25 protein-coding genes are annotated in these 26,062 nt (G+C 70.6%); 12 read left to right on the top strand and 13 right to left on the bottom strand.

Going from position 1 to position 26,062, the window contains the following annotated elements:
• Window positions 1-76 precede the first annotated feature (76 nt).
• A complete protein-coding gene (locus Q7C18_RS00225; RefSeq protein WP_311023470.1) occupies window positions 77-448 on the top strand; it encodes a helix-turn-helix domain-containing protein in 372 nt (123 codons plus the stop codon).
• Window positions 449-485: 37 nt separating this feature from the next.
• On the opposite strand, the gene Q7C18_RS00220 is transcribed toward Q7C18_RS00225, so the two are convergent.
• From Q7C18_RS00220 to Q7C18_RS00210, 3 genes are all read right to left on the bottom strand, one after another.
• A complete protein-coding gene (locus tag Q7C18_RS00220) occupies window positions 486-1,199 on the bottom strand; it encodes a hypothetical protein (protein WP_311023469.1) in 714 nt (237 codons plus the stop codon).
• 83 nt (window positions 1,200-1,282) lie between these two features.
• The gene (locus Q7C18_RS00215; protein WP_311023468.1) at window positions 1,283-2,128 is read right to left on the bottom strand and encodes an aminoglycoside 3'-phosphotransferase; all 846 of its coding nucleotides are present in this window, start codon (window positions 2,126-2,128) and stop codon (window positions 1,283-1,285) included.
• 123 nt (window positions 2,129-2,251) lie between these two features.
• Window positions 2,252-2,836: a TetR/AcrR family transcriptional regulator gene (locus Q7C18_RS00210; RefSeq protein ID WP_070160140.1), complete on the bottom strand. Its 585-nt coding sequence runs from the start codon at window positions 2,834-2,836 to the stop codon at window positions 2,252-2,254.
• A gap of 88 nt (window positions 2,837-2,924) precedes the next feature.
• Between Q7C18_RS00210 and Q7C18_RS00205 the strand changes: the two genes are divergently transcribed.
• Window positions 2,925-3,548, top strand: a complete 624-nt coding sequence (locus Q7C18_RS00205; protein WP_311023464.1) for a hypothetical protein — start codon at window positions 2,925-2,927, stop codon at window positions 3,546-3,548.
• Here Q7C18_RS00205 and Q7C18_RS00200 read toward each other — a convergent pair.
• Together Q7C18_RS00200 and Q7C18_RS00195 are read right to left on the bottom strand one after the other, a co-directional pair.
• Window positions 3,526-4,272: a PIG-L deacetylase family protein gene (locus Q7C18_RS00200; RefSeq protein WP_311023463.1), complete on the bottom strand. Its 747-nt coding sequence runs from the start codon at window positions 4,270-4,272 to the stop codon at window positions 3,526-3,528. The two genes, Q7C18_RS00205 and Q7C18_RS00200, sit on opposite strands and share 23 nt — an antisense overlap.
• 92 nt (window positions 4,273-4,364) lie before the next feature.
• A complete protein-coding gene (locus tag Q7C18_RS00195) occupies window positions 4,365-4,775 on the bottom strand; it encodes a hypothetical protein (RefSeq protein WP_311023462.1) in 411 nt (136 codons plus the stop codon).
• Window positions 4,776-4,886: 111 nt separating this feature from the next.
• On the opposite strand from Q7C18_RS00195, the gene Q7C18_RS00190 reads away from it, so the two are divergent.
• Window positions 4,887-5,498: a TetR/AcrR family transcriptional regulator gene (locus Q7C18_RS00190; RefSeq protein ID WP_085437231.1), complete on the top strand. Its 612-nt coding sequence runs from the start codon at window positions 4,887-4,889 to the stop codon at window positions 5,496-5,498.
• Here Q7C18_RS00190 and Q7C18_RS00185 read toward each other — a convergent pair.
• Genes Q7C18_RS00185 through Q7C18_RS00175 form a run of 3 tightly spaced genes read right to left on the bottom strand, consistent with a single transcriptional unit; the run spans window position 5,453 to window position 7,807 of the window.
• Window positions 5,453-5,914: a DUF6069 family protein gene (locus tag Q7C18_RS00185; RefSeq protein WP_085437233.1), complete on the bottom strand. Its 462-nt coding sequence runs from the start codon at window positions 5,912-5,914 to the stop codon at window positions 5,453-5,455. The genes Q7C18_RS00190 and Q7C18_RS00185 overlap by 46 nt on opposite strands.
• Before the next feature lie 44 nt (window positions 5,915-5,958).
• The gene (locus tag Q7C18_RS00180; protein ID WP_311023460.1) at window positions 5,959-6,960 is read right to left on the bottom strand and encodes an RNA polymerase sigma-70 factor; all 1,002 of its coding nucleotides are present in this window, start codon (window positions 6,958-6,960) and stop codon (window positions 5,959-5,961) included.
• A gap of 25 nt (window positions 6,961-6,985) precedes the next feature.
• Window positions 6,986-7,807 carry a class I SAM-dependent methyltransferase gene (locus Q7C18_RS00175; RefSeq protein WP_311023458.1) on the bottom strand — a complete coding sequence of 274 codons (822 nt, stop codon included), beginning with the start codon at window positions 7,805-7,807 and terminating at the stop codon, window positions 6,986-6,988.
• A gap of 185 nt (window positions 7,808-7,992) precedes the next feature.
• On the opposite strand from Q7C18_RS00175, the gene Q7C18_RS00170 reads away from it, so the two are divergent.
• Complete coding sequence (locus tag Q7C18_RS00170) at window positions 7,993-8,643, top strand: NAD(P)H-dependent oxidoreductase (protein ID WP_311023456.1); 651 nt, start codon at window positions 7,993-7,995, stop codon at window positions 8,641-8,643.
• Window positions 8,640-10,292 carry an MFS transporter gene (locus Q7C18_RS00165; RefSeq protein WP_311023454.1) on the top strand — a complete coding sequence of 551 codons (1,653 nt, stop codon included), beginning with the start codon at window positions 8,640-8,642 and terminating at the stop codon, window positions 10,290-10,292. Before Q7C18_RS00170 ends, Q7C18_RS00165 begins: the two co-directional genes overlap by 4 nt.
• On the opposite strand, the gene Q7C18_RS00160 is transcribed toward Q7C18_RS00165, so the two are convergent.
• From Q7C18_RS00160 to Q7C18_RS00145, 4 genes are read right to left on the bottom strand one after another with little or no spacing between them, the layout of a single operon-like run.
• Window positions 10,227-13,208, bottom strand: coding sequence for a BTAD domain-containing putative transcriptional regulator (locus Q7C18_RS00160; RefSeq protein ID WP_311023453.1), 2,982 nt, complete (start codon window positions 13,206-13,208; stop codon window positions 10,227-10,229). The genes Q7C18_RS00165 and Q7C18_RS00160 overlap by 66 nt on opposite strands.
• Before the next feature lie 58 nt (window positions 13,209-13,266).
• Window positions 13,267-13,677 carry an Rv3654c family TadE-like protein gene (locus Q7C18_RS00155; RefSeq protein ID WP_311023452.1) on the bottom strand — a complete coding sequence of 137 codons (411 nt, stop codon included), beginning with the start codon at window positions 13,675-13,677 and terminating at the stop codon, window positions 13,267-13,269.
• Window positions 13,674-14,108, bottom strand: a complete 435-nt coding sequence (locus Q7C18_RS00150) for a TadE family type IV pilus minor pilin (protein WP_311023449.1) — start codon at window positions 14,106-14,108, stop codon at window positions 13,674-13,676. Before Q7C18_RS00150 ends, Q7C18_RS00155 begins: the two co-directional genes overlap by 4 nt.
• Window positions 14,109-14,131: 23 nt before the next feature.
• On the bottom strand, window positions 14,132-14,368 hold the full coding sequence (locus Q7C18_RS00145; protein WP_083277212.1) for a DUF4244 domain-containing protein: 237 nt from the start codon (window positions 14,366-14,368) through the stop codon (window positions 14,132-14,134).
• A gap of 635 nt (window positions 14,369-15,003) precedes the next feature.
• Here Q7C18_RS00145 and Q7C18_RS00140 point away from each other — a divergent pair.
• The 7 genes from Q7C18_RS00140 (at window position 15,004) to Q7C18_RS00110 (ending at window position 23,522) form a co-directional block, all read left to right on the top strand.
• Window positions 15,004-16,059: a methionine ABC transporter ATP-binding protein gene (locus Q7C18_RS00140; RefSeq protein WP_311023448.1), complete on the top strand. Its 1,056-nt coding sequence runs from the start codon at window positions 15,004-15,006 to the stop codon at window positions 16,057-16,059.
• 2 nt (window positions 16,060-16,061) lie between these two features.
• Complete coding sequence (locus Q7C18_RS00135) at window positions 16,062-16,769, top strand: methionine ABC transporter permease (protein WP_396954330.1); 708 nt, start codon at window positions 16,062-16,064, stop codon at window positions 16,767-16,769.
• Between the two features lie 50 nt (window positions 16,770-16,819).
• Window positions 16,820-17,671 (top strand): MetQ/NlpA family ABC transporter substrate-binding protein, encoded by an 852-nt coding sequence (locus tag Q7C18_RS00130; protein WP_311024414.1) that lies wholly within the window; start codon window positions 16,820-16,822, stop codon window positions 17,669-17,671.
• Window positions 17,672-18,240: 569 nt separating this feature from the next.
• Window positions 18,241-19,209: a MetQ/NlpA family ABC transporter substrate-binding protein gene (locus Q7C18_RS00125; protein WP_311023445.1), complete on the top strand. Its 969-nt coding sequence runs from the start codon at window positions 18,241-18,243 to the stop codon at window positions 19,207-19,209.
• Complete coding sequence (locus Q7C18_RS00120) at window positions 19,206-20,249, top strand: methionine ABC transporter ATP-binding protein (RefSeq protein WP_070158487.1); 1,044 nt, start codon at window positions 19,206-19,208, stop codon at window positions 20,247-20,249. The genes Q7C18_RS00125 and Q7C18_RS00120 overlap by 4 nt, the downstream gene beginning before the upstream one ends.
• Before the next feature lie 74 nt (window positions 20,250-20,323).
• On the top strand, window positions 20,324-20,923 hold the full coding sequence (locus Q7C18_RS00115) for a methionine ABC transporter permease (protein ID WP_083277214.1): 600 nt from the start codon (window positions 20,324-20,326) through the stop codon (window positions 20,921-20,923).
• A gap of 328 nt (window positions 20,924-21,251) precedes the next feature.
• Window positions 21,252-23,522: a hypothetical protein gene (locus tag Q7C18_RS00110; RefSeq protein ID WP_311023441.1), complete on the top strand. Its 2,271-nt coding sequence runs from the start codon at window positions 21,252-21,254 to the stop codon at window positions 23,520-23,522.
• A 126-nt stretch (window positions 23,523-23,648) separates the two neighbouring features.
• Here the strand turns inward: Q7C18_RS00110 and Q7C18_RS00105 are convergent, their stop codons facing one another.
• Window positions 23,649-26,048, bottom strand: coding sequence for a Zn-binding domain-containing protein (locus Q7C18_RS00105; protein ID WP_311023440.1), 2,400 nt, complete (start codon window positions 26,046-26,048; stop codon window positions 23,649-23,651).
• Between the last annotated feature and the right edge of the window lie 14 nt (window positions 26,049-26,062).

The following is a 26,062-nucleotide window of genomic DNA, read 5'->3' as shown; positions in this document are numbered from 1 at the left end:
GAGAATCACCAGTACGGACATTCTTGTCCCTATAGGGATCCACGGTGCCGTGTCCTTCTGCCGATCGGAGTCTGTGATGCGCCTCCCCGTCCGACGCGCCGTCGAGGTCTGCCCCGTGGAGGTGGCGGTTTCGATCCTCGGCGGCACCTGGAAGCTCACGCTGGTCAAGCACCTGACCGCCGGTCCGCTGCGTTTCGGCGAGCTTGGCCGGCGCGTCCCGGCCGCGAACCGCAAGACGCTCACCCGTGCCCTGCGCGAGCTGGAGGAGGACGGAATCGTCCACCGCGAAGTCCACGCGGAAGTCCCTCCCCGAGTGGAGTACTGCCTGACGACGCTGGGCGGAACTCTCGCTCCGATCGTCGAGGCCATGGACAGCTGGGGCGCGGCCTACGCCGCTCGTCTCGCCGCCGACCCGCTCCAGGGGCACGGCTCCACCCGCTCTGCGTGAGCACGCCGCGCCGACCAGGAGCACGAACCCGCCGGCCTCACCCCGGCAGGATCCGGATCTGCTGCTGGCCTCCGGCACGGTCGCGGACCATCACACCGTGGGCGGCCAGCTGATCGCGCAGCACCTCAGCCTGGGCGGCATCGCCGGTCTCGAGCGCGCGTCGTCGGTCCCGCAGCATCGCATGCATCTCGGCATCCAGCTCCTGGCTGCGGTCGACCCACGGGTGGAACTCGACATCGCGGGGATCAGTGGTGCCGGACCAGGGCAGGCCGAACATGGTGAAGGCCTCCTTCAGCTCGGAGGCCAGCCCGTCCTCCGCCGGGGTGCGGGCAAGCTCGTGCCCGGCACGGCCCAACAGCACCAGGTCCGCGTCGTCCAGGAAGACCTCGGTGATGTCCCGGTGCTGGAACGCCGCCGGCCCTTCCGGGCGGTCCACGGTCACGGTCTGGGAGTCGATCGTCAGCCGTCCTACCCGCCGGTCCCGAGCCGAGGAGACCCACAGGCCGATCACGGCACCCAGGGCCATGAGGACCGGGACCGACCAGATCAGGCGCACCTGGTCCATCATCTCCACCAGGGTCGGCGGAGAGTCCAGCCGGGTCATGAGCCAGGCGGCGGTGGGGCCGATCGCCATCGCGACCAGGCCTCCCATGGCCGCCCCGGCCACGGTGAAGGCCAGGACCAGGCGGGACCGTAGACGCACCGTCACGGGTGCTTCCGGCGTCGTCGGGGATGGTGTCGTCGGGACCATCGTCGGCCTCCTCTCCCGCGGGGACAGCTCGTGGGTCCATTGTCCTCCTGGCGTCCACGGGTCTCCAAGGGTCGACGGTTCTCTCAGCCTGTCCAGAGCGCGCGGTAGAACTCGATCCGCTCCGCATCCGGCTCCACCCCGTAGGCGTCGAAGAACAGGTCGTCGTGGCCGGGGCCGAAGTTGACGTCCCAGCTGATGCTCATCGAGGCGATCGCCAGGTCGGCCCACCGGTCTGCCACGCCCAGCGCGCCGAGGTCCACATGGGCGATCGCCTGGCCGTCGGAGTCCAGCAGCGTGTTCGGCACGCACGGGTCACCGTGGCAGACCACCAGCCGCTCCGGCTCAGGGGCGTCGGCCAGCCGCCCGTCCAGCCACCGGCAGGTGAACGGGCAGTCCTCCACGGGAAGGGCCTCGTGAAGTCGCCGCAGGCCCCGCGCGATGGCCGGCACGGCCGTGGCCGGGTCCGCCGTCCAGCCGCCAGTCAGCGGGTTCTCTCCCGGCAGGCCCGAGGTGAGCAGCCAGGTTCCGAAGGTGCCAGCACCCCGGGCGGCGCCGTCGTCGATGTCGCGGGACTCCGGCACGGCCTCGACGTCCGGCACCGTCCCGACATCCGGCACGGCCTCGACGTCCGGCACGGCCTCGACGTCCGGCACCGTCCCGACATCCAGCACCTGCGGCACGGTGAGGAATCGGCCGGCCCAGTCCAGCCGGCGCGCCTCCTCGGGCAGGTCGACGTCGGCCAGCAGCGCGGAGGAGAGCCCGTCATGCGGCTGCCACTTCAGGTACCGCGCCCCGCCGTCGAGTCGGAACGTCCGTCCGCCGAGCTCATTGGTCCACACCAGCTCAGCGGAGCGGCCGAGCCGCTCGAGGACCGCAGGGGGAAGTCCGGCGACGTCGTGCGCCTCCCTTAGGTGCGGGGTGTCCGTCATGGGTCCGTCCGTTCGTCGTCAGGCGCAGGCACGCGCCACGTCAGGTCAGTGCCGCATCGGTCAGTGCCGCATCGGTCAGTGCGGCATCGAGTCAGCGCCGCCTCAGGTCGGCCTCGCATGAGGTCAGAGCCGCAGCGCCGAGACGAGGCGCGCGGCAGTGGCCCGGGGGTCGTCGAGCGGGCGGTCCTCGTAGGCGGCGAGGAAGGCCTCGTGGAACGCCGCGCCGACCAGCAGCTGGGCGGCTGCGTCCGGGTCCACCTCGGGGGAGATGCCCCCTCGGGAGATCTCGGTGGTCAGCAGGTCGGCCACCGCTGCAGACGGCGCCCGGGGTCCGGCGCCCCGGGCAGCCAGGGCATCCCGGTGGAGCGTGAGGAGGCCCCGATCGCCGAAGAGCGCGGCCGCCATCGGGAAGTTCTGCGCGTAGAACTCCAGAAGTCGGGAGGTGATCGCGCAGAGGCGCTCGCGGGCGTCGCCGTCGTCGGGCCCTGCCGGGGTGAGCCGGGGGGAGCGTTCCTGGAGCACGGCCAGGAAGAGATCTCGTTTGTCGGGGAAGTGCTTGTACAGCAGCGCTTCGGAGCACCCCGCCGTGCGGGCGATGAGCTTCGTGGTGGCGCGCACCAGGCCGTCCTCGCGCATCACCTGGGCGGCGGCGTCGAGGATGCGCTCGCGGGCGGGTCGAGGGTGCCCCTGCTCTGGACTTCTCACCATGGGGCCAGCATACTGGTCGTTCGAGAGGGTGAGTGAACGCTTACTCACCTCCTCATGATGGCTGGTGTCGACACGAAGGGAGATCCCCATGGACGCGTCGGAGGTGGGTGTCGGACCTCGCCGCCACCGGGTCGAGCGGCGTCGCGCTGGTGATGGCGGTGCTCTGGTGAGGGGTCGGCTCGTTCCCCTCGCGGCGGTGGCGATGGTCCTCGTCGAAGTGCTGGCGTTCCTCGGCGACCTCGGCAGTGATCCCGTCGCCTTCGGCCAGGGATGGGGGCCGACGCGCGCGGGGGGACTCGCCGCCTGGTTCCTGCTCGCCGCGGTCTGCCTGCCGATGCTCGGGCTGCCTCGATGGCCCGCTACGGCCGCATGGATCAGCACCACGGCATACGGGGTCGCCGTCGTCACCGACCACGCGTTCGGTCTCACGCTTCCGCCCATGCTGGCGATCCTCGTACTGGCCGCCCGACGTCGGCGGGCTCCGGCCTGGCTGCTGGCCATGGTGGCCCTGGCCGCTACGCTCCTCTGGGTCCATCGTCGCGCCGTCGGCATCATCGATCCTGAGATCGGTGTGCTCGTCTGGATCTCCTTCGGCGTGGTGAGTGCCATGTTCTTCCTGGGATCCGCGCTGGTCGGCGAGCTGATCGCCGCGCACAGCTCGCGTCCGGCTGAGGGTCCTTCTCCTGTGCTCAGCCCATCGGATGGACCGTGACGCCCAGGGCGTGGGTGACGCCCTCGACGCCGGAGGCCGCCCCGACCTCCGCGGTGAATCCCTCCAGCATGCCGCGCACGTCGAACTCTCCGCCCAGGGCGGCCAGGTACTGCTCATGGGCTTCCAGGGAGGCGACGCCCTTCTCGAGGGGCTCTCCGGTGACATCCACCAGGTGCGTGGGCTCCCCGCCGACCACGATCAGTTCCTTCGCGCCCCAGGGTTCCAGGCGTTCCTGCTCCAGCAGTTCACGGAACACCCAGGGGTTGTCGGCGTCACGCACGGCGTCCACCGTCGCGATGCCGGCGGCCCGGTGATCGGCATGGTTCAGTCCCCAGTCGACCTGAAGCTCCCAGGGCTGGGTGACGACGACGTCGGGCCGCACCTGCCGGATCCGGCGGGCGATCTGTCTCCGGGTCTCCAGGTCCGCCTGCAGCATGCCGTCGGGCAGGTCCAGGATCACCAGGTCCTCGACTCCCACAATCGCGCAGGCCTGCCGTTGCTCCTCGGCCCGCAGCTCGGCGACCTCCTCCGGGTCCCGGTCCCGCATCCCGGCCTCGCCGGCGGTGAGGAGCAGATAGGAGACCTTCACCCCGCGGGCCGTCCAGCGGGCGACCGCAGCCGAGGCCCCGTACTCGAGGTCGTCCGGGTGGGCGACCACGCACAGCACATGGCTCAGTGAGGCGTCGTCGTAGAACGGCAGGGCTCTCTCTGCAGCGGTGTCCATGCGGGTCAGCGTAGTCAGCGGCGCCGGCGTGGTCACCGGTGCCCGGCCGCGGGGGCCGAGCAGGTCGGCCGAGCGCCGTCGGAGCCGCGTGATCAGGTGGCCAGCAGCCCGATCCCGAGAGTGGCCAGGCCGGCGACCAGGAAGCCCGCACCGATCCACAGCAGTACGATCAGCCGGTTCGGCTCGGTGCGGCCCGGGCCCAGGACCGAGAGGAAGAATCCGGCCGGCATCAGGATCGCGGAGATGAGCACGCCGGTCCGGGCCAGCCACTGCCAGGCGCCCGTGAGTCCGGTGGCCTCCGTGAGCAGCAGGCAGATCAGCCCCAGCATGATCAGGCTGGCGGCATGGGCGTGCCCTGCTCGGAAGAAGGAGACCTGCAGTTCGGTGGCGGGGACCTGCCCGCGGACCACCTTGGTGAGGAAATGGCCGCCGGTGGTCACGGTGATCGCCGCGAGGATGACGATGCCGGCGGTGGTCTGTGCGGCGGGGGAGAGCTCGAGCATGGTCGACTCCGATCGGGAGGCTGCGCTGGGTCGGGCGTGAGGGCCCGTCAGTTTCATGACACTGTTATATAACGCTGTGAGAAAACCTGGTGTCAAGGGTAGACTCCTGCCATGGCCCGGCCCCGCACCCACGATGAGACCGTCAGGACCCGCCTGCTCGAGGAAGCCTCCCAAGTCATCGCCGATTCCGGAGCCCAGGGGCTCTCGCTGCGATCCGTGGCCCGGTCGTCCCACACCACCACCGCCGCGGTCTATTCCCTCTTCGGCGGACGCGAGGCGCTCATCCAGGCCGTGGTGGAGGAGGGCTTCCGCCGCTTCGGCGCCGTGCTCGCCGCCGTCGAGCACACCGACGATCCCGGGGCGGACCTGCTGGCCCTCGGGATGGCCTACCGGGAGTTCGCCCTGGCAGACCCGCACTTCTACCGGGTCATGTTCGAGTCCCTCGGCGACGGTCTCTCCCGCCCCGAGACGCCGGCCTCCCCGACGTTCCAGGTGCTGCGCGCCGCGGTCGCCCGCGCCATGGGCCTGCCGCAGGACGACTCCCGTGAGCCGGGTTCCAGCCCAGATCTGGACCCCGCCGGGCGCGCTGCCCTGCGGCTCTGGGCGCTGGCCCACGGGCTGATCAGCCTGGAGCTCACCGGCCTCGTGCCCGGGGACGCGGACGCCCGGCGTCGTGACTATGCGGCCACGCTGCGCGCCGCCCGCGGGCTGGTGGCCGGCTGAGCCGACCGCACGCGCAGCGCCACCACGGTGAACGCCGCCAGCGGGATCAGGTGCAGCAAGGCCAGTGCGGCCGCCGTGATCCCGTCATGGGCCACCGACGGCGGCACAGCACTGGTGGGGCCGACGATGACCAGCGCGGCGACCAGCAGCACGAGCAGGCCCCTGCGCGAGCGGCGCAGCAGGGCCACCAGGCCGATGCCGATCGCCAGCGGCACGGCGGTCTTCCACGCGACGTCGACCCACCGGAGCAGGTGGCCCGGCTCCTGTCCCAGAGGATCCAGCCGCAGGGAGGCACCCAGGGCCTGGGCGGCGAAGAACACACCGAGGTTCAGCAGCGTGGCGACCAGCACGACGACGGCGCCGAGGGTGAGCAGCGGGCGCCGGGGCTCTGAGCTTCGGCCGGACGTGGTGCTCATGATGACCTCCTTCAGGGGTGGGACGGCAGGTGGGTCCCGCCGCCTCACCCTTCAGGACGATCGGGCCGCGGCCGCTGTGACATCGGCGCCTCGCGCTGTGACATCGACGCCTCACGCTGGGACGCCCGAGCCTGCTGGAACTCCTCCTTGAGCCGCCAGATGTCGCTGACCGGCCCCAGATGACGCAGCTTGTCCGGGTTGCTCACGGCACGGATCATCTCCACTCCGTCCTCGGAGATCTCCAGGATGACCGCATTGACGATCTCGCCGTCCTCGGTCCGGGTGAGCAGGCCGGAGGAGCCGTTGATCTCCCGGGACTCCAGGCGCACTCCGATCGCGGCCATCGGCGCGCCGACCGAGGCCAGCAGGCGAGCGACCTTGTCCCGGCCGGACACCGGATGCGGCACCGACGGAGCCTTGCCGCCGCCGTCGCCGACCATGGTGACCTCCGCGGTGAGGAGATCCCGAAGCCCCTCCAGATCACCGTGTCGGAAGGCGGCGATGAACCGACGGGTGAGCTCCAGCCGGGTCTGAGGGTCGGCGGCGTAGCGGGGGCGGGGCAGGGCCATATGCTTCCTGGCGCGGACGGCCAGCTGCCGGCATGCCGCCTCGGAGCGTTCCACGGTCTCGGCGATGTCCGCATAGTCGAAGGAGAAGACCTCCCGCAGGACGTAGACCGCCCGCTCCAGCGGGCTCAGGCGTTCCAGCAGGAGCAGCGATGCCATGGAGATCGACTCGTCCCGCTCGGCCGCCGCGGCGGGGTCGTCGTCGTGATCGGTGAGGACAGGCTCCGGCAGCCAATGCCCCACATAGTGTTCGCGCTGGAGCCGGGAGGACCGCAGAACGTCCACGGCGAGCCGGGTGACCACAATGGTCAGGAAGGCGCGCGGCGTCTCCACGACGGCGTCGGTGCGCGCATAGCGCAACCAGGCGTCCTGGAGGACGTCCTCCGCCTCGGCGGCGCTGCCGAGGATCCGGTAGGCCAGGGAGAACAGCAGTGGACGGAGCTCGGTGAACTCCTCGGTGCGCTGGTGCTGCGTCCCCATGGGTCCTCCTCGTGTCGACGTGTTCTCAGGGGGCCCGGGTCGTCTGCGCGGCGGGGTCAGAGCTCTCCGCAGCCTCGAGGGGGAGGCGCCAGACGGAGACGTGCTGCTCCGAGTCTGCGGTGAACTCCGCGCCGTGCCAGTCGGCGGTGCGTCGTTCCAGCTCCATCCCGGCCATCTGGGCCATCAGGTCCAGCTCGGCGGGCCAGGCGTAGCGCTGTTCGCTGCGGCCCTGCTCGCCGCGCCGAGGCCAGTGGTGGTAGGAGGTCAGCCGCTGGGTGACCGGGTCGATGACGTCGAAGCCCAGGTGCTCCTCAGAGACGTCGAAAGGGCAGGTCAGCTGGCCGGGAGGCAGTCGACGCAGCGGTGGGACGCCCAGCTCCACCACGAAGCGGCCGCCCGGCATCAGGTGGCGGGCCGCGTTGCGGAAGCAGGAGACCTGCTCCTGCTGGGTGAGCAGGTTCGAGATCGTGTTGTACACCAGGTACACCAGGCTGAACCGGCCCGGGACATGTGTGGTGGCCATGTCGCCCACGGTCACCGGGATCCTCTCGGCGCCGGCCTTGGCGCGCAGCTGCTCCACCATCGGCTCCGAGAGCTCGATGCCGTGGACCGGGACCCCATGGGCGGCCAGGGGAACGGCGATCCGCCCGCTCCCCACGGCGAACTCGAGAGCGGTGCCGCCGTCCGCCAGCTGTTCCAGCAGGTCGACGGCGGGCTCCACAGCCTCCGGCGTGCCCATCCACCCGAGCGTGTCGTCATAGCGTGCGGCGGTGTGCGTATCCCATCGCTGGCTGCTGGGACCAGGAGCGGCCTGGTCGGCTGACAGGGGAGGATGCGATGACGTCATGGACCGGAGCCTATCCGGGCGCCCCCGGACGCGGAACGTCTGGCGGCTCAGTCGGGCGCTGAAGGTGCGGGGCGGAGAGCGCCCCGGAGCACCCCGGAGCAGAACCGGAGCAGAACCGGAGCAGAGTCGGAGCGGGGGCGCTCCAGGATCGGTGGCACAGGCACACCACCGATCAGGAGGAGATCATGACCGTCACCGACCAGAGCACCGCGACCACCAGCCGCATCACGGACCAGGACGCCCCCGGGCTGCCGCGGCTGGCGGTGATCATCGGCAGCACCCGGCCGGACAGGTTCGCCCCCACGCCGGCCGGGTGGTTCGCGGCCGAAGCAGGGACCCACGGCCAGTTCGACGTCGACCTCATCGACCTGGCCGAGTTCGATCTGCCCGCCCAGCTGGGCGGCAACGATCCCGACGCCGCGGCTCCCGAGGACGTCAGGCGGCTGGGCGAACGACTGGCCCGCGCTGACGCCTTCGTGGTGGTCACCCCGACCTACAACCGCAGCTATCCGCCGGCCCTGAAGGCCGCCATCGACTGGTTCTACAGCGAATGGAGCCTCAAGCCCGTCGGTTTCGTCGCCTATGGAGGTCATTTCGGGGCGTTCCCGCCCATCGAACACCTGCGCGGCGTGTTCGTGGAGTTCCATGCGGTGCCGCTGCGCGATGCCGTGGTGCTGCAGGACTTCTGGGAGCGCTTCGACCATGACGGCCGCGCCGTCGACGCTGAACGGATGGGCCGCTGGGCGCATCGGATGCTGGACCAGCTGGGCTGGTGGGCGCTCTCCTTGGCGGAGTCGCGCCAGCGGCGGCCCTACCCGGAGGGGATCGCAGAATGAGCACCGCGGAGACGACAGCGGCTCGCGACGGCGGCGAGGCACCGGTCAGGGCCACGGCCCGCCAATGGGTGGGGCTCATCGTCATGGTCATCCCCCTGTTCATGCTCGCCACCGATGTGACCGCCCTGTACTTGGCGATGCCTGCGATCACCGCCGATCTCGCCCCGGCGGGGTCCCAGTCCCTGTGGATCCTGCACATCGGCGAGTTCCTGACGGCGGCCACGATGATCACCTTCGGCCTGCTCACCCAGCGTGTGGGCCCCCGGCGGCTGCTGCTGGGGGCTGTGGCGGCCTACGGACTCGCCTCCCTGGTGGCGGCCTTCGCCGGAGAGGCAGAGACGCTGATCGGCGCCCGGGCGGCGCTCGGGATCGCGGCGGCGGCCTTCACCCCGGCGGGCCTGGTGCTCATCCGCACCACGTTCCGGGACGAGCGGCAGTACGGGGTGGCCTTCGCCCTGTTCATGGCCGCATTCGCCGGCGGCATGGCCGCAGGCCCCGCGGTCGGAGGGTTCATCCTGGAGCACTTCTGGTGGGGTGCGGTCTTTCTGATCAATGTGCCCATCGCGGGAGTGCTCGTGCTCTCTGGGCCGTTCTTGCTGCCCCGGAACCATGCTGACCCGACGGTGCGCCTCGACGTCGCCAGCGTGGCCCTCTCCGTGGCCGCCGTGCTGGCGCTGGTGTACGGGATGCAGGAGATGGCCGACGCCGGCCCGGCACCGGCGCCGATGCTCTCGGCCGCAGCCGGCCTGGTGCTGTTGGCGCTGTTCATCCGACGGCAACGGCGGGCCGCCCATCCGCTGCTGGACCTGGCCCTGTTCCGCAGCCGGACGTTCCGCACGCTGATCCTGGTGCTGTTCCTGCTCTGCCTGGGGGCCGGGTTCGTCGACATGCTCATGGCTCAGCATCTGCAGGTGGTCCGTGGGCTCCGCCCGTGGGACGCGGGGCTGGTGCTGCTGGGGCCCGCCGTGGCCGGCACGGTCGGCACGGCGGCGACTCCGCTGGTGGCCCGCCGCGGGCCCGGGCTCGCTGTGGTCCTCCTGCTCGTGGCCGGCCTGGTCGGTGTGGTGCTGGCCGTCCGTCTGCCGGCGGCCTCCGCACCGGAGGCGGCGGTCCTGCTGACAGTCATCGCGCTGCTGGTCTCCCCGCTGATGACGCTGCTCTCCCAGCGGATCATCGGGGCCGCACCCCTGGAGAAGACAGGTCCGGCCACGGCGGTGCAGGAGATCTCCGCGAGCCTCGGCGGGGCGAGCTCGATCGCGGTGTTGGGCTCCGGCGCGCTGTGGGTGCATCGCGGAGTGCTCCGTCAGGAGGTCTCCTCGGACGTGGAGCCCTCCGCGGTCGACGCCGCGGCGGAGACCTTCGGTGCGGGTCCCGCTGTGGCCGCCACGTTGCCCGCGGCAGAGGCTGAGGCGCTCACCCAGGCGGCGGACGTCGGCCTGACCGTGGCGACCCAGGCGGGGTATGTGGTCTTCGGAGCGGTCCTCCTGCTCGGTGCGGCAGGTGTGCTGCTCTGGGGGCGACTGATGCGTGGCGACCACGTCGACAGGAGAGTGGACGACGGTCTGGGCGCCGGGGCGGAGGCCTCACGACCCGCTCAGGACGGACGGCTCGCTGAGGATGCGCCGGAGCCACCGTTCCGCGGTGGGTGAGACCGCGCTGTCCCGCAGCGCCGCCGCGCGAGCCTGGTCACCTTCGCGGGCCGCGAGCTCAGCCAGCCCGAGTGTGGCGAACCCGGCCTCGATGTCGGACCCGATGGTGCGCCCCAGCGCCAGGGAGCGGTCCAGGTGGCCGTGCGCTCCGGTGTGGTCGCCGGCGTCGAGGGCGTGGAGTCCTTGGATGGCCTCCCAGAAGCACTCCTCGCCGCGGGCGCCCAGCCGGCGCGACAGGTCCGTGGCTTCTCGGGCTGCGGCCGCGCTGACCTCCCGATCCCCGTCGCGCTCCGCCTGGATGTGACGCATCCCGAGGACCTGCGTGAGCCCGTAGTCGTCCCCGTGCTCCCGCAGGATCTGCTCGGCATCATGCCCGTCCGGCATGCCGACGGCCGGTTCGCCGGCGTCGAGGAGGAACCAGTCCCGCTGGGTGGAGGCGAAGGCGGCCGCGGGCAGGTCGCCGAGCGCGACGAGCCCCTCCACCGCCTCTCCCGCCACCTGCCGCCCCTGGGCACGGGACTCGGGCACGACCAGCAGCGGGGTGGCCGCGAACCATTGGACCTGCAGCCGGGATCGCTGCGCTCTGTGGCTCGGGCCCCCCGGAGAGCTCTCGGTGCGGTCACGGAGACGGTCCAGGGCCTCGAGGATGTCCGCGGTGCTCTCGCCGGGGCTGCCGGACAGCACCGCGATGAGGACCTGCACCTGGGCGTGGGCCCCGTCGTGAGGTCCTGGGCAGGCCGCCGCCTGCCGCAGCTCGTCGAGCAGGCCTGCGGTCTCCCCGGTGATCCATCGGTGCCAGAACCAGGCGAGGATGAGGTCGACGGCGGCGGCTCCGTCCTGGACGGCCACGGCCTCCGCGAAGGCGTGGCGCAGATGGGCCCGTTCGGCGCGTATCCGGCGGACCCAGTCGCGGGCGTGGGCGGAGAACAGATAGTCCTGCGCGCAGGAGATCTCGGTGCGCCAGTGCTCCCGATGGAGGCGGGCGATGTGCTCGCGCTCGCCGGCCAGGCGCAGCTGCTCCGCCGCGTAAGCTCCCACCGACTCCAGCAGCCGGTAGCGCGTGCCGTGTTCGGTCGGTTCCGCCACCACCAGGCTGCGGTCCACCAGGCTCACCAGTGCGGGGACGACGGCCGCGCATCGCAGGGGTCCGTCCTGGCTGTCCGCGCAGACCGACTCGACGGTCTCCACCGTCCAGCTGACCGGATGGACCGCCAGCCTGCGCAGCAGGACCCGCTCCGGCTCGTCCAGCAGGGACCAGCTCCAGTCCAGCATGCCGCGGAGAGTCTGCTGGCGCCGTGGTGCCCCGCGTTCGGGGCGGCTCAGCAGGTCCAGCCTGTCGGTGAGACGGTCCAGCAGCCTCGTCGGGTCCAGGGCGGCGGTCTGGGCCGCGGCGAGCTCGAGGGCCAGGGGCAGACCGTCGAGGCGTCGGCACAGCTCGGCGACGACAGCCAGTGTGTGCGGGTCCTCCGGAAGGTCAGGGGTGACGGCCCGGGCCCGGTCGAGGAAGAACGTGACCGCGTCGTCGTCGGGTGCCTGTGCTGACAGCGGGGTCAGCGCCAGGCGCTGCTCACCGGGAAGCCCGAGCGGCTCTCGACTGGTGGCCAGGATCGTCAGCGCGTTCCCTGCGGAGAGCACGGCGTGGGCGAAGCGGGCGGCCTCATCGGCGACGTGTTCGCAGTTGTCGAGCAGCAGCAGGCCTCCGGTGGCCTGCAGGGCCGCCGTCAGCCGGTCGAGGAGGTCCCGGCTCTCCTCGCGCAGCTGGGTGAGCCCGATGCTCTCGGCAACCAGCCGAGCGACCCGAGCAGGACCCGTGTCAGGGGGCGGGCAGGCGTCGAGCGAGCTGAGGTCGACGAACCACGCCGCGTCCCCCGACTTCTCCGTCAGCAGCTCGGCGGCACGCACCGCCAGGCGGGTCTTCCCCACGCCGCCGATCCCCAGGACGGTCACCAGCGGACCGCGGGTGAGTCGCAGCTCCACCTCGCGGAGCTCGGGCGTGCGGCCCAGGAAGGACGAGGCGAACACCGGCAGCCGTGGCGTCGGCGCGGCCGCCGGGCGGTGCGCCGCAGCGTGGGGTCGGGGCAGCGCAGAGTCACGATCCTGCGGACGGTCCTGCAGCCGGGGGTCCTGCTGAAGGATGCGCACGTGCAGGTGGGAGGTCTCCGGATCCGGGTCCGCTCCGAGCTCCTCGGCCAGGTGACGTCGATGCCGTTCGTAGACGCCCAGCGCGTCCGGGTGGCGATGCGCCCGATGCAGGGCCAGCATCAGGGCACGGGTCAGGCGGGCGCGCAGGGGATGGTGCGCGGCCAGGGGCTCCAGCACGGTGACGGACTCCTGTGCCTGACCGGCCTCGAGCAGCGCCTCTGCCAGCGATTCGGCGGCCTCCAGCCGCAGCTCGTGCAGCTGTCCGATCTCCGGGGCGAGCCAGGTGGCGTCCCGGAGCTCCGCATAGGGCTCACCGCGCCACAGCTGCAGGGCCGCACGCAGCAGCTCGGTCCGCTCGGCGAGGGCCTCCGATCCGCGGGCGCGGACGATCAGCTGCCGGAACTCCTCGGCATCGACCTCCACCTCAAGTTCCCTCTCGGGCTCCTGAGCACCTCCGGAGCCTCCCGCTGCGGGTGCCGGGGCGCTGGTGGAGAGCCGATGGCCGCCCGGCCCGCTGCTCAGCAGGGCTCGGCCCCCGGGCTCGGTCTCGTCCAGAGCCGACCGCAGCTGAGACAGCTTGGCCTGCAGCACACGGGTCGGGTGGGCCGGGAGGTCCCCGCCCCAGACGCGATCGATCAGGGTGTCAGCAGGCACGGCGTCACTCAGGTCCACGGCGAGAGCGGCCAGGACGGCGCGGACCTTGCGCTCGCGGACCTCCACCGCCTGACCTGTGGAGGTCCGCAGCCGGATGGGGCCCAGGACCTCGATCTTCATGAGCCCCAGTCTAGGTCCGCCCCGGGTTCCAGCCGCTGCATTCCGTGGACGCATCACCTCAGCCCCAGGCATCCGCCGGTGGCCCGGCTCGTGCGCTGCCGACAGCCTCCCACCCGCGGCCCGCAGAGCCCGGGGGCTCCGCGCCCGGCCCGAGCAGCGTCGGCAGGACCGGGACCACCACCTCCACCACGGCCTCGGTGCCGTGGTCTCCGGTGATCACGCAGTGCCGCAGCATCACGCCATTCCGGGTGGCGACGTCGTCAGCCACGGTGCACGGGTCGCCGGCGGTGAGGCCTCGGGCGGCGTCAGCCGCCGCGAGCGCCGCGAGATCCGCCCCGCGGGCGGCCTGGGCGGCCGCCACAGCCGCAGAGCCGACCACATGGACCACCCCGATGAGCATCATCAGGGCAGCGATCGCCGCCAGGGTCAGCACCGTCCCGGAGCCACGCTCCTCCTGGTGGGCGATCATGGCGGCCCACCCGGAGGCGCGCCGCCCAGGGAGGGCTGCTCCACGCGGGCCGAGGCGTCAGCGGTCTGCTCAGCGGAGAGCTCCACGAGTCCGAGGAGCCGCACCGGGCGGACGAGCCTCACCCGGGCATGCTCGCCGTCGCGGGAGATGCTGACCTGCACGGACTCGCCCGCCACCCGCTGGACGGCCTCCCGCGCCGAGGCTTCGGTCTCACCCCGGGCCAGTTCCCGAGCGGCCGCGCGGGCGCCCTCTTCGAGGGTCACCTGCGCGGCCGCGTGCATGCCCAGCCCGAGGAGCAGCGTGAGGATCAGGACGGCGGCTGGGAGCGCGGCCGCGAACTCCCCGCTCACCGCACCGCCGTCGTCGTGGATCCCCGGGGCTCGGCCCCTGGGTCGGCTCCTGGGCCGGCCCACGTCGTCCTCCACTCTCATCGGCTGCACCTCTGGCTGCCTGATCAGAGGGTGAGGGCCCGCTGGACGATGCCGGCGAGCATCTCCCGAACCTCACCGGAGGACAGCACCGCCACCAGCAGCCCGGCGAAGCCGACGGCGGCCAGCATGACGATGCCGTATTCGGCAGTGGCGAGACCGTCCTCCTCCTGATGGAGCTCTCGGAGAAGCTCCTCCATGCCGGAGTCTCGGCGGCCCGCCGGCGGGCGGTCCTGTGAGGGGAGCATCGTGAGTGACGCCATGGTGATCAGTCCTTCCAGATCCTGCGGTTCGATGGCTCCGCCCGGGGCCGGGCGGTCCTTCGATCCTGGTCCCCGGGGGACGGGGGCAGAAGGGCGAGCCCGTGCCCTGTGGACAGCCCCGCGTGTCCCACGTCTCGTCGTGCAGCTGTGGAGGAGCTCCGGACCCCGCCGACGGTGCGAGCCAGAGCCCGGCTGGGGGCTGTGACCCACACGCCATCTGTGACGCCGCGCGACGACGGCGCACCCGCCCACATGACGGAATCCTTCAGCCTCCGCTAGGCTGAAGGATGCTTCACGAGCAGTGACCCGGGGCCCGCGCCCCGACCGATCCACCGAAGGTCACTCACCAACCCCATGTTCACGGGTGGTCAGGATCGACAGAAGCGGCCCGTTCTCGCTGGTCCCCAGCACTGGATGGAACGGGCAAGAGCAGCGACGAAAGGATCGATGAGGCCGGCACAGCCAGGTGCCCTGCCCCACTGACACTCCATCTCACCCCGCGCCGCCGAGGGCCCACGACCTGCGCCCCGCGACGCTCCCATGCCCAGACCTGTGCCCGGCCCCGCGCCGGGCCGCCGTGCAGGAGCCACGCCTCACAAGGGCGCCTGCCCACACCCAGAATCCATGGAGTCCGCATGATCGAACTGACAGACGTCAGCAAGGTCTACCCCGGCGGGGTGACCGCGCTCGACTCGGTGAACCTCACCATCCCCGACGGGGAGATCCACGGCATCGTCGGCCGCTCCGGCGCCGGCAAGTCCACCCTCATCCGCTGTCTGACCGGGCTTGACCCGGCGACCTCGGGCAGCATCAGCGTAGACGGCGTGGATCTCGGCCAGGCCCGCGGCGGCGCTCTTATGAAGGCGCGCCGCAGCATCGGCATGGTCTTCCAGCATCACAACCTGCTCGACTCCCGCACCGCGGAGAAGAACATCTCCCACCCGTTGGAGATCGCCGGGGTGCCGGCCAAGGAGCGGAAGCGCCGCGTCGAGGAGCTGCTGGAGCTGGTCGGCCTGACCGACCGTCGTCGCAACCACCCCTCCCAGCTCTCCGGCGGGCAGCGCCAGCGCGTCGGCATCGCCCGCGCGCTGGCGGCCGAGCCGCGGGTGCTGCTGTGCGACGAGCCCACCTCCGCCCTGGACTCCGGCACCACCCGGCAGATCCTGGAGCTGATCCGCCGGCTGCGGGACCGGCTGGGCATCACCGTCATCATCATCACCCATGAGATGTCCGTGGTCCGCGAGATCTGCGACTCCGTCTCCCTGCTCTCCGAGGGTCGCATCGAGCGCTCCGGCGCCCTGCTGGACGTCATCCAGGACACCGGCTCCCCGCTGTCGAAGGAGCTCATCTCTCTTCCTCCGACGGCGGCGCTGCGGCCCGGCGACACCCTGGTGGAGGCGCTGATGGCCGAGAGCAGCCAGTTGGCCGACGTCGGCCAGCTGTTCTCCCTGCTGTCCTCCCATGGGCTCGACGCCCGTGTCGAAGCCGGCACCATCGAGACCATCCAGGGCCGTCAGGTCGGCCGTCTGCACATCAAGCCGACCACCCGCGCCGAGGCCGAGCAGATCGCGGCGGTGCTGCGTGACCACGGCATCCACGCCGAGCTGACCACCGGCGCCGAGGTGGAGGCTGAGCGGGCTGCGCATGAAGAGGACGACGCCCGCGCCGAGCAGCAGGAGGAGAACCAGTGAGCATCACCGCATCCGGTCTCGCCGCCGCGACCCCGCTGGCCTCGGGGCGTTTCCTGGACAACCCCGTCTTCCACAACCAACTGCCGGACGCCGTCCTGGAGACGATCTTCATGACGGCGGCCACGGCCGTCATCGTGGCGATCTTCGGTCTGCCGCTGGGCATCCTGCTGCACAACCTGGGCCCCAAGGGGCTCTCCCCGAACGCCCCTGTCTACCGAGTGGTCTCCCTGGTCGTGGACCTCGGCCGGTCCATCCCGTTCATCGTGCTGATGATCTCGCTCATCCCCTTCACCCGGTTCATGGTGGGCACCGCGCTGGGCTGGCAGGCTGCCGTCGTGCCGCTGTCCATCGGGGCGATCCCGTTCTTTGCGCGCCTGGTGGAGAACGCGCTGCGCGAAGTCTCCTCCGGGAAGGTGGAGGCCGTGAAGATGATGGGCGCCTCCTCAGGGCACATCATGCGCCAGGTGCAGGTCCGTGAGGGCCTGCCGGGCATTGTGGGCGGCTTCACCGTCACCGTGGTGGCGCTGATCAGCTACACGGCCATGGCCGGCGCGATCGGCGGCGGCGGACTCGGGGCGCTGGCCTACAACTACGGCTATCAGCGGTACCAGGGCGACACGATGCTCGCCTGCGTGATCCTGCTGGTGATCATCGTCGCCGTCGTCCAATGGGTCGGCGACCGTGTCGCCCGCGGGATCGACCACCGCTGACCAGCTTCGTCATCACTGCTCGCACACAGAAAGGCACACACATGGCATCTATGCACACCTCCCGCGCGGTGCGGCTGTCGGCCGTCGTCGGCGTCTCCGCACTGGCCCTGACCGGCTGCGGCCTCTTCGCCGACGACGAGGTCGCCGTCGGCACCGAGAACGAGGACGGCACCATCACCCTCACCGTGGGGGCGACCCCCGTCCCGCAGGGCGACATCCTGCGCTTCATCGACGAGGAGCTGGCCGCCGACGCCGGTCTGGACCTCGAGGTCGTCGAGTACCAGGACTACACCGAGCCCAACCCGGCGCTGGTCGCCGGGGAGCTGGACGCGAACTACTTCCAGCACCAGCCGTGGCTGGAGTCTGAGGTGGAGGGCCAGGGCTATGAGCTGGCACACTACGACGGCGTACACGTGGAGCCCTTCGCGCTGTTCTCCGAGCGTCACGACAGCATCGAGGACCTGCCTGAGGGCGGCCAGATCGGCGTGAACAACGACCCCTCCAACCAGGGTCGCGCGCTGGCCATGCTGGCCGACGCCGGACTGATCGGCCTCGCCGACGGTGTGGACCCGGCCGAGGCCACCATCAACGACATCGCGGACAACCCGTCTGAGTTCGAGTTCATCGAGGCCGACGCCGCCTCCCTGGCGCGCACCCTTGACGACGTCGACGCCTCCGTGATCAATGGCAACAACGCCCTGGAGATCGGGCTCTCCCCGACCCAGGACAGCCTGCTGGTGGAGGACCCCGAGGGCAGCCCCTACGCCAACTTCCTGGCCGTGCGTGAGGGCACCGAGGAGGACGAGAACCTGCTGAAGCTCGACGAGCTGCTGCACTCCGACGAGGTCCGTGAGTTCATCGAGGAGACCTGGCCCGACGGCGAGGTCGCCCCGGCGTTCTGATCGGCTGAGCCGCACTGAGCTGAACGGTTCAGCGTTGAGTGGATCAGCGCTGAGCTGAGCCGACGTCGCATCTCGGAGGCCCCCGCACCAGCCGGTGCGGGGGCCTCCGTGCGTCCATCCGCCGTCTACGGGGCTGGCCTGCACTGGGCTCGACCGGCGGCCCGATCCGGGCCCGTGACCTTCTGCGGCAGACCTCCACTCACTCCGGGGCCGGTCGGTTACAGTGGAGATGCTTCACGAGCAGCGACCGGAGGGCGCCCGCCCTCCATGATCCGCCAGCGGTCGCTCGCCAACCCCATGTTCACGGGTGGTCTCGGATCACGAAGCGGCCCCTCTCAGCGCCGCGGCCTCACAGTGGCCGTCGCAGACCGGATGGGGCAAGAGCAGCATGAAAGGAACTCTCCCGGGCTCGATGCTCGCCGCGACGACGGCGCCTTCCGTCCCGCTGACGATCCGTCACGGACTTCGCCTGCCAAGACCTCGCCCTGCCCCGGCCAGGTCCGACGGGCCCGGCTCCTTGGAGGAGCCACGCAAGATTCCACCCCGGCTCATCGAAGGAGCACACGCTCATGATCCCGTTCACCACACCTGTCGGCTCCACCGTCCGCGGCCCCCGTCGGACCGCCTTCTCTCTGACCGCGCTGGGCCTCACCATCGCCCTGACGGCCACCGGCTGCACCGTCTTCGGCGGAGGTGACGACGCAGCCGACGACGAGACCTTCCGCATCGGTGTGACCGCCCAGGACGAGACCAACCAGCTCCTGGCCGACATCGCCGCCGAGGAACTCGGCTATGACGTGGAGATCGTCAACTTCGACGACTACAACGTCCCCAACACGGCATTGAGCAACGGAGACCTCGACGCCAACTGGTTCCAGCACATCGCCTACCTGGCCAACTACAACGTCAACAACGATGACGATCTCACCATGATCGGCGGCACGGAGATCGTCCCACTGTCCCTGTACTCCGAGACGTATGACTCGGTGGAGGACTTCCAGGACGGGGACACCGTGGCCATCGCCAATGACGAGATCAACCAGGCTCGAGGCATCAACGTGCTGGTGGCCGCCGGGCTCGTCGTCCTGGAGAACGACGTGCCCGAGCCCCGTCCCGCGGACATCGACGAGGACGCCTCCACCGTCTCCGTGCACCCGGTCGACGCCGCGCAGACCGTCAACGCCCTGCAGTCGGTGGAGGGTTCGGTGATCAACAACAGCTTCATCAACGACGCCGGCATCGACCCCAACACCGCCCTGTTCGCTGATGATCCGGAGGACCCGGAGGCGTTCCCCTACATCAACGGGTTCGTGGTCCGGGACGAAGACCGAGACAACGAGGCCCTCCGGGAGATCGCTGCCCTCTATCACGACCAGCGTGTCCTGGACTCGGCGGCCGAGATCTCCGAGGACACTTCGGTGCCTGCCGACCCGAGCATCGAGGAGCTCGAAGCTGGTCTGCAGGAGTACGAGGACTTCCTCCGCGGTGACGCGACCGACGCCGAGGACGCAGAGACCGACGAGGACGAGGACGAATGAGCGGCGGCGCCGCGGGCGCCGACCCGCTGATCGAGTTTCGCCACGTCACCCGGAGGTTCGGGAAGGGGGAGAAGGCCGTCACGGCGGTCGACGACGTCTCTCTGCATGTGGACCGTGGCGAGGTGTATGGCGTCATCGGATTCTCTGGGGCGGGGAAGTCCACGCTCATCCGGATGATCAACGGACTGGAGAAGCCCACATCCGGTTCGGTGCACGTCCTCGGAGAGGAGATCTCTGCACTGTCCGAAGGCCGGCTCAGCAAGGTGCGGTCCCGGATCGGCATGGTCTTCCAGCAGTTCAACCTCTTCCATTCCCGCACGGTGGCCGGCAACGTCGGCTACCCGTTGAAGGTGGCTCGATGGAAGAAGGCCGATCGGCAGGCTCGGGTGTCCGAGCTGCTGGAGTTCGTCGGCCTGGCCGACAAGGCTGACCAACATCCGGAGGAACTCTCCGGCGGCCAGAAGCAGCGCGTCGGCATCGCCCGAGCCTTGGCCGCCAAACCGGACATCCTGCTGGCAGACGAATCGACCTCGGCCCTGGATCCGTCCACGACGGCGGAGGTCCTCGCTCTGCTGCGTCGCGCGAACGAGGAGTTGGGGATCACCATCGTCGCGATCACGCATGAGATGGAGGTCATCCGTGCCATTGCGGACCGGGTGGCCGTCATGGATCGCGGCAGAATCGTGGAATCCGGCCACGTCTATGACATCTTCTCCAATCCACGTGACGGGGAGGAGGCCAGCTTCGTCGGGGCCGCATTGAAGGACCGACCGTCGCCGGAGGACGTGCTGCGCATCCGGCAGCACACCTCGGGGCGGCTCGTCACCGTCTCATTGAAGGACTCGGTGGCCGTCGGGAGTGTGCTCGGCCAAGCCGGTCAACATGGGGTGGGCTTCGAGATCGTCCACGGGGGAATGAACACCACCAAGGACGCCGCCTACGGGCTGCTCACGTTGGCCCTGACCGGTGAGTCCGACGCAGTGGAGCAGTTCGTCGGGGCGCTGTCTGCGGCCGGCGCCGTCCAGGAGGTGGCGGCGTGATCGAGACGTACCGCGACCTGGACTGGTCCTATTACGGGCCGACGCTGCTGGAGGCCATCGGGGACACCATCTACATGGTGGCGTGGAGCTTCGTCTTCGCCGGTCTCATCGGCCTCGCCATCGGCGTGACGCTGTACACCACCCGTGACGGCGGCCTGCTCGCCAACCGGCCGGTGTGGCTGCTGACGAACTTCGTCGTCAACCTCATCCGCCCGATCCCGTTCGTGATCCTCATCGCGGCGCTCCAGCCGGTCACGATCTCCGTGGTGGGCAAGGGTATCGGTAATGATGCCGTGATCTTCGTGATGATCTGGGCCTCCACGTTCGCGATCGCGCGCATCGTGGAGCAGAACCTGGTCTCCATCGACCCGGGTGTCATCGAGGCGGCCCGCGCCATGGGAGCCTCGCGGACACGCATCATCATGACGGTCATGCTGCCCGAAGCACTGGGACCGCTGATCCTGGGCTACACCTTCGTGATCATCGCCCTGACCGACATGTCGGCCCTCGCCGGCATCATCGGCGGCGGCGGGATCGGCAACTTCGCGATCGTCGAGGGGTACAACAGGTTCCGTCCGGAGGTGACCTGGTTGGCCGTCATCGTGGTCATCATCTTCGTGCAGTCGCTGCAGATCATCGGCAACTGGGCGGCCCGGAAGGTCATGCGCCGCTGATGGGCCAGGCGCGCCCCTGCGGCATGTGCCGCAGGGGTGCTGCTGTGTCGGGGGCTCCGCCGTCGTCTGGTGCTGTCGCCCCGTTCTGATCGCAGAACCCCGAGAATCGTGAGGAGGATCTGTGATCAGGACGGGGCGTGACGGCGCCGGCCCCACTGCCCGCTCCACCTCACTCGTGCGCTTCAGCGATGACTCTGACGTGCACGGACTCTCTCAGTGATACCCATTGCGCATCTGCGTTGTACCTGGCGAGCGCCTTCCATAGGGTCATTGCAACGTTTCAATACGTGACGTGAATCACCCGACCGCTTCACTGAGGGAGTTGAGCATGTCGAGCGCATCGACACCGAGGCCCCGGCCTCTGGGTAGGACGAGTACCCGCGGCAGGCGCCGCAGCGCGCTGGCGACGGCGGCCGCGCTGGCCCTGCTGGCGCCGCTGGGAGTCGCCTCCAGCACGGCGGCCAGCACCGCCACGAACACGGCGACCACCAGCCCCGCATCCGCGATCCAGCCAGCAGACGGCATCCCGCCGGGCGAGGTGCTGGCCTTCGACTTCGGCTGCGCCGGCGGGCCGGTCGCCGAAGGCCATCACGAGGTCACCGAGTCCACGCTCTACGACGCCGAGTCCGGCTTCGGGCTCAGCGCCCCGGTCGCCTGCCGGGATCGTGGCGCGCCGGATGCCATGCGCCGCGACTTCGTCCTGGCCGGAGGCGAGCAGTTCCAGGTGGATCTCCCCGACGGCGAGTATCACGTCACGGTCATCTCCGGTGATGAGATCGCCTCCAACAACACCCAGCTCACGGTCCAGGGGGAGTTTCAGGGCAGCCTGAGCCCACGCGGCAGCGGGGAGTACGCCGAGCACAGCGTCTACACGGAGGTCACCGACGGCTCCCTGGTGCTGGAGGTCTTCGGGGACGGGCGGTTCAACGGCGTCGAGATCTCCCAGGTGGCCCCGCCCACCGGGCTGGAGGCCGCCGAGGTGAGCACCGAACCGCCGTCGGCCACCCTGGCCTGGGACGAGGCCATCGGCGCCGCCGAGTACACGCTCTATCGCTCCGCCCACGGGGAGCAGGACTTCCAGGCGGTGGGCAGCACCGAGGGCACCAGTCTCCTCGATGAGGACGTGGAGCTGGGCTACTCCTATGACTACGCGGTCACCCAGACCAGCGCCGCCGGGGCGGAGTCCGGGCACAGCGAGGTCCTGACCGTCTCCATCGTGGATCCGGAGGTCGCCGCCCCGTCAGCGCCGCAGGACCTCGCGCTGGAGAAGGCGAACCCGTCGCGGACCACCATCTCCTGGACCGGTGACGATGCGGCGGACGAGTACCACGTCTACCGCTCGCTGAACGCTGACCGGGGCTTCGAACGCATCGCGGAGACCACGGACACCACCTACACCTCGCCGGGCGAGGCCGAACACAACTGGTACTACACCGTGCTCGCCGTCAACCCCGGCGGTGTCTCGGAGCGGCCCGAGCCGCTGCTGACGCCGGTTACTGCCCGCGGGGACAACAGCAATCCCTTCGAGGAGTGCACCACTGACGGCGCCGACGCCGTCGTCACGCGTCACGGGGACACCTGGCGGGCGGCCAATGACGGCGAGACCGTGCTGGAGACCTATGCGATGGTCGAGGCCATGCAGGCCGCCGTCGACAGCCTCACCGAGGGCCGCACGGAGCAGGAGTCCGTGGTGGTCCGCGGCTCCGGCACCATGACCGCCGACGCCGCCGTCGACCTTCCGAGCCACACCTCCTTCTCGGTGTGCGGCACCATCCACGTGGCCGGCAACGAGTCGAACTTCAGCTATGAGGACCACACCGGCGTGGTGCGGATCCGTCACGCCGAGGACGTTGCCGTACCGTTCCTGTCCCTCACCGGCAGCCCGAACTTCGGTGTGTACCTGCGCACCTCCTCGGACGTGCACTTCGGGCAGATGGACCTGCGGCTCTCCGGCGGGCACGGGATGCGGATCGACAGCCGCGACGACGACTCGGTGCGCGAGGCTCGCAACATCACCATCGACGACGTCTATGTCTCCGGCACGCAGACCCACGGGGTGGAGACCTACGGGGTGGACGGGCTGACCATCGGCACCGTCACCGCGGTGGACACCGGGCATGCCGGACTGCTGCTCAATGACACGGTCAACGCCGACATCGAGCGGATCGTCGGCGACGGCGCGGCGGCCGGCACCGGCTACGCCACCTTCCGGACGGCGAACCGCAACGGGCAGATCGACGGCGAGTACCCCACCAACATCCGGGTCGGGGAGCTGATCGTCGACGGTGGCGGTCGCGGGTTCTTCTGCGTCTCCGAGTCCGGCGGCGTGGAGATCGAGACGCTGGAGATCCGGGACACCGGGTCCAACGCCATGCTGCTCGAGAACTGCCACAACATCACGGTGGCCAGTGAGGAGGGCTACGTCTCGGGGCCGGGCGACCTGCGCATCTCGGCGCGCAGCGAGTTCGCCAACACCTCGGACATCCGGTTCGCGAACCTCACTCTGGAGGACACGGCGATCAACGAGAGCCCGTGCGGAGAGAACATCACCGCGGAGAACATCACGCTGATCGACTCGGAGCTCAACCTCTGCGAGTGATCTGAGCCCCCTCCGACGCGCGGTCTGTCCCCGTCGTCTTCGTCAGTCCCCGTGAAACCCGGTGGGGAAAGACGATGACGACGGGGACAGACGTGTCTGCCGGAGCCCACGCGGGCCGCGCCGCGTCTACGGCGCCGCTGCCAGCAGCGCTTCCAGCAGATGCAGCGCGGCGATCTTCTCCAGCGGCGCGTTCCGGTTCCCGCATTTGGGGGACTGCACGCAGGAAGGACACCCGGTCTCGCAGCCGCAGCCGCGGATGGTCTGCGCGGTCGCGGCGATCCACTCCCGCACTGCCGTATGCCCGCGCTCGGCGAACCCGGCGCCGCCGGGATGCCCGTCGTAGACGAAGATCGTGGGCTGCTCGGTGTCGGCGTGCAGCGCGGTGGAGACCCCGCCGATGTCCCAGCGGTCGGAGGAGGCGATGAGCGGCAGCAGTCCGATCATCGCGTGCTCGGCGGCGTGCAGTGCCCCGGGGACCTGCTCGGGCACCACCCCGGCGGCCGCCAGCGCGGTCTCGGGCGCGGTGATCCATACCGCCTGGGTCTGCAGGCGCGACGGCGGCAGGTCCAGCGGCTCGTCGGAGAGCACCTCGGAGGTGCCCAGCGCCTTGCGCTGGAATCCGACGACGGCGGAGGTCACCTCCACCTGTCCGAGGTGCAGGCCGAACCGGTCCCACGCCTGAGAGGCGGAGGTCTCGAGCACCTCGATCGACGTCGTCTCTCGGGCCTGGGTGTAGTACGGCGGGTTCGCCCGGGAGACCAGCACCACGCCGTCGTCGGCGGCCAGGTCCTCCACGATGAACGTCCGGCCCTGGTGCACGTACACGGCTCCGGGGTGCGCCTGAGGCTGAGCCTGGGCGGCTCCCATGTCACCGATCACCGAACCGTCCTCGGCGTCGACGATCGTGTACGGCCCGCCGCCGTCGGAGCGCAGGCGCACCCAGTCGGCGGCGGAGGCGTCGTCGTGGGCGAAGAACCAGCCGCGCGGTCGGCGTCGCAGATGTCCCTGCTCGGTGAGCGCGTCGATCAGCCATCGGCCGGGTTCGAACAGCTCGACGTCGTCCAGGGTCAGCGGCAGCTCCTGCGCGGCGGCCAGCAGGTGCGGGGCGGCCACATGCGGGTTGGAGGGGTCGATGACGGCGTCCTCCACCTTCGCGGAGAAGATCGCCTCCGGGTGCTCCAACAGGTAGGAGTCCAGCGGGTCGTCCCCGGCGATGAAGAATGCGGCCCCGCGCTGCCCGGAGCGCCCGGCGCGTCCCAGCTGCTGGAAGAAGGAGGCTCGCGTGCCGGGCCAGCCCGCGATGATCACCGCGTCCAGACCGGAGATGTCGATGCCCAGCTCCAATGCAGGGGTGGAGGCGACGCCGAGGAGCCGGCCGTCGCGCAGCGCGTCCTCCAGGGTGCGCCGCTCCTCCTTCAGGTACCCGGATCGGTAGGCGGCCACGCGTCCCAGCAGGTCGGTGTCGATCTCGGCCAGGTTGTCGGCGGCGATCCGGGCGATGGTCTCGGCGCCGCGCCGGGACTTGATGAACGCCAGCGTCCGGTGCCCGGCCACCATGAGGTCGGTGAGGATGTCGGCGGCCTCCACGGTGAGGCTGCGTTTCAGCGGGGCACCGCCGTCGCCGGTGTGTTCGGAGAGCGTGGACTCCCACAGGTAGACGTCCACGGCTCCGTGGGGCGAGCCGTCCTCGGTGACAGCGGTGACCTCCTCGGCGGGAAACCCGATGAGGCGGGAGAACGACGACGCCGGATCGCCGCTGGTCGCCGACGCTGCGGCGAAGACGGGCTCGGCGCCCCGGCGGTAGTGGGCCACCACGCGGCGCAGCCGGCGCAGCAGCAGGGCCACGTGGGAGCCGAAGATGCCGCGACAGCTGTGCGCCTCATCGATGATGACCAGTCGCAGGCGGGCCAGGAAGCGGGCCCAGGCCCGGTGGTTGGGCAGGATGCCCACGTTGAGCATGTCCGGGTTGGTGAGCACCACGTTGGCGTGCTGGCGCACCCAGCGGCGCTCCTCGGGGTCGGTGTCGCCGTCATAGGAGGCGGCGCGGATCCCGCCGTCGGCGGTGTGCGTCTCGCTGTCGGCCAGGGCGTGGTCCACCTGGCGGGCGAGCTCGGTGAGCGCGTCGAGCTGGTCGGCGGCCAGGGCCTTGGTGGGGGAGAGGTAGAGGACGGTGCCGCCCTCGGCGAGCACGGCGGCCAGACCGGGCAGCTGGGTGCCCAGGGACTTGCCGGAGGCGGTGCCGGTGGCCAGGATCGTGTGCCGTCCGGCCCGCAGGGCCTCGGCGGCGTCGACCTGATGCGTGTAGAGCTGTCCGATGCCGACGCCGGCGTAGCCCTGCGCCAGCGGCTCCGGAACCCACTCGGGCCAGGGCGCGGTGCGGGCGGTGCGGGCCTCGAGGGTGCGGACGTGGCGCAGCGGGCCCTCGTCGCTGACCGTGGCGGGCAGTCCGGCGCGGCGCAGCAGCGTGAGTGCGGCGGAGGGGTCCTCGGCGACGTCGTCAGCGGGGTCGGCGGCGGGGCGGGTCATCCCGTTCAGGGTAC

The organism is Nesterenkonia sp. CL21 (genome assembly GCF_031705515.1).
Taxonomy (GTDB): Bacteria; Actinomycetota; Actinomycetes; order Actinomycetales; family Micrococcaceae; genus Nesterenkonia; species Nesterenkonia aethiopica.
This window is presented reverse-complemented; position numbering and strand designations above follow the sequence as displayed.